Here is a 12,898-nt window from a genome sequence, read left to right on the forward strand (position 1 = left end):
GCGTCAGCGATTGGTAGGAGGCAGCGGTGCCGCCTATGGCTCTTCGGTACTGACCACTGCGATGGTCTGGCTCACGATCTGCGGGATCGCCTGCGTGGTGATCGCGCCCTCGTAAATGAAGTTCTGGAAGGTAGATCCCGGCTCGGTAGCGGTGAAGGAACCGCTGCAGGCGAAGTAGTACTCCTGCTGCCACCCACCGTTGGGCAATTCCCGGATACCAGCGTCACGATCGTGATAGGTGAGGTTGACCAATACGGCGGACGCGGGGAAAGCCTGCTGTGAAACCAACTCCAGACCAGCACCCACGTTTCGACGCAGACGTAGAACGGTGCTGGACGCGATTGCTGGCGGCGGCGGCTCGTTGCTCGAGGATCTTCCGTCATACCAGGTGGTGTAGGTCGGAGAGAACGTGCTGAACGATGCCACCACCACCCGCTGTTTACCGTGCGCTGCGAAAGGACCGACCTCGACGTACGGATTGGCGGCGGTGCTGCTGGTGCGATTGGCGTTCTTCCAGATGCCTGCCGACAGCGAACCGCCCCAGTACGCGTTCCCGCTCACATCCATCCACATCGTGGCGTTCATCTTGTTGGCGGCGCCGGCACCCACGTTCGGACCGAAGTAGTCCATCAGGTCGCCGCTGCCAAAGCCGGTGCCGATGATCCGCTGCGAGTTCCCCTTCCATACGCGGATGTAGCCATCGCGCATCTCGATGCCTTCCGGCTGGTTCGGACTGAGGATCTGAAGAACGTTCGCCAAGATCTTCATGTCGACGACCTTGCCGTCGTTCTTTGTGACCATGCCGCCGGTCAAGCCGTCGGCCGTGACGTAGAGGCTATAGCCAGCCAGAGTCTCGCCTCCGCCCGCCGAGTACGGGGACGGGCCAGTCTGCCCCTCACGCATCTCTTCCAGCATCGGCTGGAAGATCCAGAAGTAGTTGCCCTCGTTGTTGCTGAGGCCCAGGCCCCTGAGGTAGTACCCGACCCGCGCACTGACGGCACCGGCAGGTGCCACCATGGCGACGGTCAGTCGCTTCAACCTCTCCAGCGTGATGGGTGGGGTGATGTTGGTGGCATCGGCCGGGCCGGAATACTGCTCACCGACCGTATTGCCGTTGGCGTCCCTGAAGGAAATCAGCAGAGCCAAGCCCACCCGGTGGCAGTTGATGTAGGCGGAAAAGCAGTAGCGCTTACCTGCCACAACGGGCACGGGCTGCTCGTCACCGGCCCAGAACTGGGTGTTCAAGGCAAGATTCGAGGGTGCAAATCCACCGAAATGGACCAAGCCAGGCGGGGCCCACTCCGGCCCGGCGACCAGCCCAAGTTCGTGCCACGTGCCGTTGCCAGAGTTCCACCATCCCCAACCGCGACGCCCATCCTTGAACAACGTGTTGGAGAGCAGGTTGCCGCCACCGGTCATCGTGTCTTTCACCATGGCCGTGAGCGTCTGCACGACCTGAGTGTCAGCTTTGCCCGCAACGCTGGCACCGACCTGGTTGACCTGCTGCCCGAGGGCAGTGATCTGGCCGCCCTGCTGGGTGACGGTCGTGGTCAGCGCGGATAGGCCGGTAGCGGCCGCATCGGCCGTCGTCTTGGCGCCATACGCGTCGGTCACGTCCTGCCAGATAACGTTGTCTACCAACACGCCCACGTTCTGATCGGTCAACCCGCCCGTTGGCATCGACCCCGGAATTGATACCCAGAGCTGAGCTGACCGCGCATTCGGGGTGGTCACGGTCACGTAGGCAGAGACGCGTGTCCACTGGCTCAGCGCGTCCAAACGGCGATTTTCGACACCGGCATGCCATGCTCGGGCGTTACCGCTGGTGAGCACGCTGAGGCCGAATCGGAACACCGCCGCACCGGGCGCCACTCCTGAGAAGAAGCTGTTATTGCGGACCACCGCCTCAATAAAGTAAGTCCGCCCCGTCACCACTGAGATGCTGGGCCCGAAGTACGCATCAGTGTTGCCGGTGGATGGCGCAACGGTGCGACGGAGCAAGCCGACCCGGGTGCCCTCGAAGCACGAGCTACCTGCATTGCCTGCTTTGGCGCGGAACTCCCCAGCCGCGGCAAGGGTATGGATGATCTGCTCTGACGCGAATCCCTCGAACCCCGCATCAATGACGATGTTAGGGCCGGCAGCCTGCGTAGCGGCAATCGCGGCATTCACGCTGGTGATGGCCTCCCCTTGAGCTGTGGTGGTGCCCTCCAGCGAAGTCACCTTGCCGCTGAGCGTCGAGGTGGCGGCTGCATTCGCCTCTGCAGCCAGCTGGTCGGTGATGTCGTAGAGTTCGACGCTATCGACCCTCACCACCGCATTGTTGGGGTAGTTATAGACCCACAGGCGCACGGCCCCGATCGTGGCATCCACAGCATCGAAGTCGACGGCGTATGTGGCGAAGCTGGACGCCAGCGTCAATTGCTTGTCGCTGTAGCCAACAGCGAGGGTTTCGCGGTTTTGGCGCTGCAAGCGCACCATCAGGTTCATGGCACCGGACACGCCCATTGCGCGCACGATGGCTCGGTATCGCCTTGCCCCACGGTTTGGAATCCATTGTGCGTCCATCGCACCCAAGGCAGGGTTCGACGACGTGGTACGTGTCATCGTTACGCCAGGGCGGCTGTCGCCAGCTGTTTCACTCCACACCGGGAACGGCGCCTGCAGGGACCACCATTGCAGACCAGCGGAGAAGTTGCTGTTGGGGATCAGGTTGTCGCCGAGCGTGCGCAGGCCATCGAGCTCTGCGTTGACGGTGGTGATCGCCTGACCCAGCGAGGTCAGTGCTGCTCCTTGCTGCGTGACCTTTGTGTCCAAGGTGCTGAGCGCACCGGCGTTGGCACTTGCCTGGCTCTGCGCCGCATTGGCGGTCTGCTGCGCTGCTGCTGCAGCCGCGGCAGCATCCGTAGCCACCTTGTCGCTGACGGCAGCCCACGCCGTCCCGTTCCACCGCTTGGGCGTATTGGAATTTCCAGTGGAATCGATCCACAGGTTCTGCGGCAAGCGATCGTTAGCAGCCGGCAACGCCGCCCCATAGATGACCTTGCCTTTTGCCCCTGCGGCATCGGCTGCAGCCTGCGCAGCCTGCTGGGCGGCTGTGACGTTGCCGTTGGTCTGAGTAAGCCCGGACTGGACTTGCCCAATCAAAGTTGCCTGCGCATTCTGCGTCCCTTCGATGATGCCGGTTCGCGTAGTGAGGGAAGACAAGCCAGATGCGGTGGCCGCTATCTGCTCTTCGTCGGTGACGTCGACGAGTTCGAAGTCATCGACCAGGACATAGCCCGCAGTATTGCGAATGCCGGCTGACAGGCGGAACCGCGCTGTGCCCTCTGCAATCGTGAAGACAGCCTCCACCAACGTCCAGTTGGTCCAACCCGAGTTATAGGTGCGCGACCACAGCAGTACTTCCGTGCCGTCAGTGCGGATGGCACCTACGCGGATCTTTGAATTGTCGGTGTCGCCGACGTAGTCAGCGCTGACCTTTACCCAGGCCCGCAGCCGGTATCGCCGTCCTACTTTGACCTCGATTCCCTCATTGAGGTTGGCCTGTGCCGAGGCGACCACCCCAACCGGCATGCTGACACCTTTCAGACACCTGCCGCCACCGCGACCTTCCGTGGCGCTGACCGACCACGCGCCAGGCTGACCGCCCGAGATCTGCCATCCAGCGAGGTCGTTGCCTATATCGCCGTTGTTCACCAGATTCACGCCGCGGCTCATTGCGGCGCGCAGATCCGACGACACCTTTGTCGTCGCCTGGGCATTGGCCTGGTCAGCGGCCACCATCGCGTCCTGCAGCGTCGTCACCGATGCGCTCGTGGCGAGGCCGCCGCTGCCGGCAGGCATGCGGGCTTCCATCGTCGTGATGCGTTGCAGCTGCGCGCTGTCGGCCGTAGCACGGGCAGTTCGCTCGTCCGCCATCAAGCCCTGGGTCACCTTGCTCAGATCGCTACCCGTGTAGCTGCCGCGCATCTGCACAGCCAGGTCATCACGCTTGCTGGCTTCGGCGGCAAGTGCCGTGGTCTGCGCCTGGGCCTGTTCCTGCACGAGAGCCATGCTGGCGCCTGGCGACGGCCGACCGATCGCAACCCAATCGATCACGTAGTAATCGGTCAGTGTCTGGGCCGCACCTAGCTGCAGGCGGATCGCCGCCACGGTCGCCGGCCACCAAGGCACGTCAGCCGCATCCATCGTGGCGACGCCGTTGCCGTCCCATGCCGGTTCGGTCATGACCACGCGCTTGGCGGCGTTCCACGTTGCGTCCGTGGTGGTGACCCACTGGAGTGCGCCCGCCCAGGAGGGCTTACCGACCTTCTTGATTCGAATCTTGACGTAGCGGTAGGCGCTGCCGTCGATCCCCAGCCCACCCGGCGATTGCACGTAGGGATTGGCCGCAGCATTCGCCGGGCGCAGCCAGCCGTCTACCAGCACGGGCGCACCGTTGCCCGTCCAGCTTTCAACGGTCAGGTTGAAGTCCCAGATACGCTTGCTGTCGAACTGCGTGCCACTGCCAGCGGCGACCTCCGACAGCGCGCGTGACAGGGAATCGAATCCATTCTGCTGCGTCTCGCTGACCGCGGTGATGGCTGCCTCGCGCTCCATCTTCTCGTTGAGCAGCTGCGTGGCGCGGGTCCGGCTCTCGGCAGCGACCGCATCCATGGCCTGGCCGATCTGGGTGACGCGAGTCTGCGCCTCCTGCACCAGTCCGGCGTTCACCAGTCCGATATCGCGGGCGCGGCTGGCGGCCTCATTGGCGTCAGCCAGCACGCGGTCCACGATCTCCTTGTCCAGCTTCTGCTGGGCGGCGACCAGCTCGGCGGTGGTCGGCGCGGGTGTTGCCTCCACCACCGTGCCCTGCCCCGGCTTCCCCCGCACGGACGCGGTGATTCGGAAGAACCACTTCTGCCCGCTGCCATCGCTGTAGAGGTAGCGGGTTTCGGTGGTGCGGTGGATCTCCGTCCACGGCCCATTCTGGCTGGGGCCCCGCTCGATGATGTAGACCACCCCGGCCTGATCGACGGCGTCCCACTCGATCAGAACGCCGTCGGCCACCGGCTCCGGTGTCACGCCGTCCACCGGCGGCGTCTCTGCGGACACGTACACCGTCGGGAACCATGACGAGTTCTGCGCCGTCACCGGGGTGACAGACGGCAGCGCGCCCGCCCCGATATCGATCAGGGTAATTTTCCGTTCTTGCATTGGGGATCCTTAGTTCAGCGCTTCGCGCAGTGACGCGCTGTTGCTCGTGCGTACGCCGGACGTGGTGACGCGCAGAAGGTCGCGGAGCACTTGGTTCTGTTCGGCCAGCAGGGTATTGCCCTGCTGTACGGCCGCCGTCGTCTCGGCCTGACCCTTCCCATCGACCACCAGATCGAACACCGCCCGGCTGAAGTTGTCCGGCAAAGCCTCGATCACGTCGGCCAGCTTGCCCATGCTGGTGCCGTCCTCGAGGTCGAGATCGCCCACCTTCATGCTGTCGATCAGGCCAGTGACTTGGCCGTACAGGTTGTTGTAGTCCTTGCCGCTGGCGAACAGGTTGCGCCCGAAGCCCAGGGCCGCCTGTGCGGCCGCCTGCGCCGCGCTGCTGTCGCCGCCGGACACCGCGCGCTCCAGCTCCCGCATCGTCTCCTGCAGCTTCTCCTGATCGGTCAGCGGCGATAAGTCGCTGATCGACAGCCCGTACTTCATGGCCTTCTTGTCGGCGTCTATCTGGGCCTGCAGCTTGCCCATGTTGGTCGCCCGCAGTGCTTCGATCTTGGCCAGGTCTTCCGCCCGGGCGCCTGACAAGCCCAGCGCCTTGGCGTAGTCGTTGGCCGCCTTCACCTGCTGGCGGTACGTGCGCTCGATCGTCAGCGCCTGCGACTGGTACTGCGTCAGGTTGCCGGTGAGCAGCTGCGTGGACACGTCGGCCATCAGCGTGGCGTAGTTCCCCAGCAGCCCGGTGACCTTCTCGATCTGGGTCGCCAGATCCGTCCCGGCGACGCCGGCCAAGTCCTGGAAGTAGTCGACCGCCTTGTTGACCTTCTCGATCTCCATGCTGTTGAGCGCCCGACCCAGCTCGTCGGCATTGCCCACGGCCAGCGCGATGGATGCGCTCAGCGCGGAGAACACGTCGGCCGACTCGTAGTAGCCGTCGAGCTGGTTGCCGAAGCCGGCCGCCTGCACCGCCTCGGTGAACAGGCGATCGGTCATGTCGCCCAGATAGGCCTCCAGCTGGGCCTTAGCCTCGGCCGAGTCGGCCGATAGCGTCAGCTTGCCCAGGCTCACCCGGACGCCGGCGAGCTGCTGCGTCAAATCGACACCCAGCTGCTTGGCGAGGTCCGTCGTCGCCCCGCGCACCTGGCGCGCGGCCATGTCGAAGGTGCGATCAATATTGGGGTCGAGGCCGGTGTACTGGGTCCACTTCTTGTCGCTGCGGAACAGGCCGCCCTTGGCCTTTACGTCGGCATAGCTCTGGCCGGCAAAGCCATCGAAACCATAGCTGCCGGTGATGCCCTGGCCCGTGATCTTGGGCGCGCTTCGGCCGAACAGCTTTGCGTGGATGCTGGAGCCGGACAGGATCGATGCCGTCTTGTCGTTGAGGCCCAGTCCACGGAACCCCTTGTCTGCCAAGCCGACAGCGCCCGCCGTGGCGATCTTGCCCGCCCAGCTTTCGCCGTTGGCGATGTCCCATCCCTGATCGAACAGCTCCGCGTTCTTCATCATGCCGGCGATGATCCAGCCGATGATCGGCACCGCCGCCGCGGCGGAAGAACCGGCAGCACCAGCGCCAGCTGCTGCAGACCCACCCGCGGCGCCGCCGCCAGTGAGTGCTGCCACGTTGTTGCCGAAGCCCATGAGGCTGCCCGCGCTGGCGCCACTCGACGCGGCAGATCCGGCACTGAAAAGGCCCTGCCCCTTGGACAACAGCCCGGCGATGGTCCCGACGTTCTGGCCGCCGGCGGCGGATCCGTTCCCGCCGAACATGCCCATGATGCTCTGCATGCTGAAGCCGCCGCCCTGGCTGCCCCAGTTGCTGAAGCCTTCCATGATCCGGGTCTGGATCGGGATCACCAGCTTCTGCTGCAGCAGCTGCCGCGCGAGGTCGCGCAGTCCCTGCTTTGCCACGTCCTTCAGGTCATCCCACAGGCCGTTGAAGTCGCGCAGCCCGCCGGCAACGAAGTCCGCCATGGCATCCGCGGCATCGCCGACGCCGTAGATCACCACGTTGGCCCACGCCTCGACATTGGCCGCGGCCTCTTCCACCTGCAGCGACAGCGCCGCGGAAGCATCAGCCGCGGCCAGCATCGACCGCTCGTATTCTTCATAGCTCGCCGCGCCCTTGGCCAACGCCAGCGCTTCCTTGCCACCGGCGGCCTCCACCGCCTTCTGCAGCTCCTGGCGCATGTCGCGCTCATTGAGCAGCTGCCGGCGGTACAGCTCGCGCGCGCGCCCGATCTTGCCCAGCATGGCCAGCTCGCCGTCCATGGTCGCAAGCAGGGCCTCTGGACTCGAAATGGCCCGATCCACCTCCGCCGCCACCTTGGCGTATTCCATCGCGCTCTGGGCCATGAGCACGTTTGCGTCGGCCTGGGCGATGTTGCCCTTCGCCAGCGCGGCGTTGTACTCGGCCATGTTCTGCAGGTGCTTGGCCATCGCCTCGTCGAGCGGGCCATTCATCGCCGCTGCGGCCAGTTCCGCCTGCTGCCGGTAGCGCTCAAGCGCCTCGGTCGCCGCCTTGTGCTCTTTGATCGCCGCCTTGTCGCCGGCCTTCGAGGCCTGAGCAGCCTTCTGCGCCACCTCCGTCTGGCGGATCAAATTCAAGCCCAGCGCGATCTGCTTGTTGTACTCAGCGCGCTGTTCCGCGCTCAGCTTGTCCGCGCCGCCGGCGGCGTTGATCTTCTGGCCAACGTCGACCATGAAGGCCGCCTCGGCGCCTTGCTTCAGGCGCACCAGGTTGACGAGCTGGCCATCGATGCTGGACTGCAGGGACTTCAGGTGCTGGTCGATCCCATCAGAAGCGGCTTTGGAAGCCACTGCCTGGCGATTCAACGCCGCGGTGGTTGCGTCTGTTTGCTTCTCGGCCTCACCGCTAACACCTGTGAGAGCTTCCATCAACCCGCGCTGCCTCTCAAGCTCCCGGCTGCTGGTTGCAGCAGCTGCAGTCTGCTGAGTAAGCGCCTTGGAGATTGCGGCGGCCGCTGGCGACCCATCAGCCATTACCTTCCAGGCGGCCTCAAGTCCTTCGGAGAACTCGTCCGCAGTGATCTTTCCGGCACGCAGCGAGACCTTCAGCCGGTCCGTCTCTTTGATGAATGCGTCCGCCTTAGAGACGTCAGCAAAGGCAGCTGCAGCCGAGGTCATCTGGCCAATTGACGCCGCAACGTCCTTATACGACTCGCTGATGCGGGCATCGAGCTTCAACAGCTCACCGGCCTGCTCCTGCTTGTTCAGCTCCCGATACTTTGCAATCGTTTCGTCGAGCGTGCCGTTGAAGTCAATCAGCGCGCTGTCCGCATCCTTGGTACTGTCGCGAATCACCCACCATCCCGCTGCTGCCGTGGCAAGGGCGGCGGCGATCCCAACTGGACCTCCCAGAGCCGCGTAGGCAGATGCCAAGCCTTTTGCGGCGACGCGTGCGGCGGTTTGTGCTGCAGTAAGGCGCACGGTCGCCGGGACCATTCCCATCATGCCGACCGAAGCCCGATTGGCCACGACTGCATTGGTGGCCCAGAGCGTGTTTAGAGCTGCAATTCCCTTCGTCAGCTTTCCGCCGGCGTAGAACACGCCCAAGCCGACGCCGAGCGGAACGGCGACCGCTGCCACGACGTTGAGGTTCTGGGCAAACGAGTTGACCGCCGCCGTGGCCGCGGCGATGCCTCCGCTCTGCGCCTGGCTGCCGAGCAGACCGTTAAATGACTCTTTCAAGCCATTGAGGGCACCGCCCAGCGTCTCACGCGCAGCCTTGCCGGCGCCCGCGTAGGACTCTTCCATCACCCCCATTACGATGGCCTGAGCCTCGCCGAGTCGGCCAGCTGCCTCCAGTGACGCCAGCATGTCCTTCTGCTGGGCGGTGAACTTGAAGCCTTGCTTCGTCAGCGCTGAGACACCCTCTGCCGGGTACTCCAGTGCCTTGCCAATGGTCTCTGCAGACTGAGTGATGTTCTCACCCAATCGCACGGACTGATCAATCGCCAACTGCAGCGCGCGCGGGAAGTTCTCCCCCACGATGCCGGTGTAAGACAGCAAGCGCGTCTGTGCATTTACAATCTCGCCCGACGAATGGACCGTCGCCTTCGCCATCTTGTCAGCCATGTCGATCAGCTGCTTGCTGTTGAAGCCGGCAGCCTGCCCGGTGGATTTCAGGGCCGCATTCAACTGGGCCAGCTCGTTCTGAGCGTTCACGGTTTCGGTGATGAACTTACCGAGAAGCGCGCCGCCGCCGATCGCGCCGAACCCCTTTGCCAGCGTGGCCATGCTTACTTCGATGCTGGTGACAGACAACTTGGCGTCGCGTGCAGCCTGGGCGAAGCTATCTGACATCTCGCGCTGCATCTGCCGCATGGCTCGAGCAGATCGATCCGACGCGCGCGCAGCTTTTCCCAGGTCACGCTCGAAACTGCCGGTTTCGGCGAGCAGGTCAACGGTAAGGGTGTAGAGAGCCATGGTCCGTCCATAAAAAAAGGCCCGCACATGGCGGGCCTTGTTTGATTAATCCCCCCGGCACAGGCCTGGGCAGCAATCAGATTCTCGGAAGTCGCGTCAGTCGGAGAAGCACGTGCTCTCGTCCTGACCGGCAAATCTGCCGCACTTCAGCATCAGCTTCTGCAGTCCGGTCGAAGTGTTCTGTCGGTACGACGCCAGCTGCGTAGCCACCGCATCGTCACTCATTGGCAGTGCAGATGGGGTCCGATCTTTGGACGACCAAACACCCACAAAGCAGAAGCGCTTCTCCTTACACACATCCGCTACCGCACGACCGATAACATCAGCATTTCCTGCGAAGCGCTCATCGATCTCCACAAAGTGGAAGTCCCCCTGCTTCGCCACTACACGCCAAACCTTTGGCCCCGATCCCCCGCAACTGACCAGCGCTGAAAGCAGAGCCAGCACTACCAACTTCCTCATTTGCAACCTCCTTTGTTGAAATGAGAGTTTGGCATCACCGTCGAACGCGGCCAAATCAGGCGGGAATTTCTTCAAACTCCAGGTATCCGCTGAAGTACTGCCGGCTGATGTTCTCGGCAGAGGGCAGCTGGGTGGCGTGGCCATACATGGCAGCGCGCGCGGCCAGAACCGGATCGAACACCTTGGTCTGAATGTCGCGGTACTGCGGCACGACACATGCGCGCTGGCGCCCCGCCATCGCCATTGCCACCGTCTCCCAGTCCGTTCCGGCCAGGCCGCCCTTGCGCACCACTGCCGTCGCGCGGCCCGACAGCGTCGCGGTCAGGCGGCGGTACACGGCACCGGCTACCGTGTTCACCTGGCCGCCCTTGGTCCGCGTGTGGGTGCTGGCGTCGATCGGCGCCACCGCCCATCCATCCGTGATTCCAACGTCCACCGTCCGGAAGATCGCGATCTCCCCCACCTCCACGTTGGCGACCGTGGTTTCGATCTGGACCGCCACACTGCTGACTGCGGCCGTGCCCGTCGGGAAGAGCCATGCACATACGGTCCCGGTCGGCAGGCGTACGGTCTGGCCGGTGGCGCCCGCCGCCCGCACGGCGACGCCGGCGGGTACGTTGAGGCCCAGCACGGCCACGATGCCCGGCACAACAGCCTCAGCCAGGGTGATATTTACGGACAGTGCACCGGTGCGGGCGATGCGCGCCCGGCGCGCGGGCTTGCCGTCGAACAGCGCCGCGCCTCCGTCTGCCGTCAACCAGGTCCCACCTACCAGCGCCACCGACTGAGGGGTTGGCATTCCAAATCCGATCAGCATGCGATCAACCCCACATCGTCAGGACCACGTCGCCCGTGGCCGGGTTGCGCTCAACGCGCCGTACCAGCACCGCCTTGCCCTCTTCCAGGCCGTACCGCGGGTACGTCAGGCGGCCGATCTGCCCGGGCTGCGGCGCCAAGTTCTGATCGCCGCGCACAATCACCTGGTAGAAGAACCGCTGCTGCCGGTACATGCCCACCACCCGGTCGATCTCCGACTGGGCGTCGGCTGCGTTCCAGAAGAGCGAGATCACCGGATCTGCCGCGTCCGCCCGGCGATAGTGCTGGTGCAGCACCCCGCCTCCGTAAACCTGTGCGCGGAACAAGCCGCTCAGCTCGTCGCGTCGCGCCTGCGGAACGTCCACCACATCCGTGACCAGATCCGAAGCGGCCAACGCCTGAGCGTTCGGCCGGTAGGCCATGCGGCGCGTCAGGTTCGGTGCGTCGTCTGGCACCGCGAGCAGATCCTCGGCCAGATCGTTGGCCGTGAGCTCGAACGCCGGAGCACCGGAGATCGTCTCGGGGGCCACCACCCTGGTGAAGCGCAGCACGCCGGTGGCGTCCTGGTAGCAGGCGGCACCGTAGCTCGGGAGGATGGCGTTCATGGCATCCCGCCCGGTGATCGCATTGCCGGCGTAGTAGCCCACGCCCGCGTAGCCGGTTGCAGCATCCACCGCGGCGCAGTCGCCGCCCGACCATGAGGTTTTGCCCAGGCGGCCCATGATGTCCGCCATCGCCTGCTGCAGCGTGGCCGGGCGCTGGCCGGGCCCAACACTGGAAAGGTCGGCCACCACCGGCGTGACCGGCGGCGACTTCATGATGAGCTGCTGTCCGTCGGGCGACAGAGAGAACGTGCCCGGCTCCATCAGGTCACCACGGTCCATCACCGCATCAGCGTAGACCAGGCCGTCGGCCACGAACATCGCCGTCGCATCCGAATTGGCCCCCATCGCCGGCACGCTGGCCACCGCCCCTATCACGACCGGCTGCGGCTTCCATGCCAAGGCGGGGATGTTGGGCATGAAGACGCCGCGGTTGATCGTCTCGTCCAGATCGTCGTGAGCATCGCGGAAGTGAACCGTCTTGCTGCCGTCGTCGTTGATCTCGATGCGGTCCACGGTGAAGCGGAACAGGGCAGAGGTGTCCGCCAGCATGCCGGCGGAGCTGCCTGCCCGGATCTGGACCGGCATCCCTGAGGCGCCGGACAGCGCCAGGCTGTCGAGCAGCCCCTCGGCGTCGAGAACCACGCACTCAGCAGCACTGGTCTGGGTGACCGGGTCGCCGCCCCACGGCCAGAAGTTGATCTCGCTGATCAGGCTCACCCCTTCGGCGATCAGCCCCTCGTAGCGTGCGTTGGCCGGCAGGTCGCCCGGTGCAGTCAGCCAGTCCACGTCGGACAGGCGGGTGACGGGCCCGGAGGCCTTGGCCACCCTCCAGCCGGCGAGCGCAGCCGGCCCCCGCGCATTCCACTGCCCGGCGTTCACCACCATGCACAGACCGCCAGCCTTGCTCGCCGCTAGCGCGGCGGCAAAGTGCAACGGGCCAGCCAGTGTGATATCCCGCTGATGAACCTGCGTGGCCCCCAGGTAGAACTGCATCCGGGTCGGTGTGCCGAAGACCAACCGCAGCCCAGCGATGTCACCGGGCTTGGCGATCGGCAAGCCGCTGGCGACAGCCGCGCCGTTCAACATCACTCGCCCCGTGCCCAGCTCCCATCCGACGCCCGCAGCCGTGGCCCCCGGGTAGGTATTGAGCGGCGCTGCTGCCGTGACAATGCCGACCACTGCCGACATCGGATCATCGCCCCAAACGGCGAACTCGACCCCCACCGTTCCCGTGCTTTGCGCCACGTCCGACTTGGCCATGCGGCTGATATTGGCCGCGGCGGTGGTGGCCAGTGTGAGGCCGCCGTCTCGCGCCGCCAGCAGCGGGCCGATGGGAACCGCAGCGAAGCGCCCGAAATTGTCAGCCATTG

5 protein-coding genes are annotated in these 12,898 nt (G+C 64.9%); all 5 read right to left on the minus strand.

Annotation, left to right across the window (positions count from 1 at the left end; translation table 11 throughout):
- Positions 1–33 precede the first annotated feature (33 nt).
- On the minus strand, positions 34–5,199 hold the full coding sequence (locus OC373_RS03140) for a carbohydrate binding domain-containing protein (RefSeq protein WP_261997035.1): 5,166 nt from the start codon (positions 5,197–5,199) through the stop codon (positions 34–36).
- Between the two features lie 9 nt (positions 5,200–5,208).
- Positions 5,209–9,645: a phage tail protein gene (locus tag OC373_RS03145; protein WP_261997036.1), complete on the minus strand. Its 4,437-nt coding sequence runs from the start codon at positions 9,643–9,645 to the stop codon at positions 5,209–5,211.
- Between the two features lie 96 nt (positions 9,646–9,741).
- Positions 9,742–10,107 (minus strand): hypothetical protein, encoded by a 366-nt coding sequence (locus OC373_RS03150; protein WP_261997037.1) that lies wholly within the window; start codon positions 10,105–10,107, stop codon positions 9,742–9,744.
- Between the two features lie 55 nt (positions 10,108–10,162).
- A complete protein-coding gene (locus OC373_RS03155; RefSeq protein ID WP_261997038.1) occupies positions 10,163–10,924 on the minus strand; it encodes a hypothetical protein in 762 nt (253 codons plus the stop codon).
- 4 nt (positions 10,925–10,928) lie between these two features.
- Positions 10,929–12,896 (minus strand): hypothetical protein, encoded by a 1,968-nt coding sequence (locus tag OC373_RS03160; RefSeq protein ID WP_261997039.1) that lies wholly within the window; start codon positions 12,894–12,896, stop codon positions 10,929–10,931.
- Positions 12,897–12,898 lie beyond the last annotated feature (2 nt).

This window comes from Stenotrophomonas sp. Ste96, from assembly GCF_024519495.1.
Taxonomy (GTDB): domain Bacteria; phylum Pseudomonadota; class Gammaproteobacteria; order Xanthomonadales; family Xanthomonadaceae; genus Stenotrophomonas; species Stenotrophomonas bentonitica_A.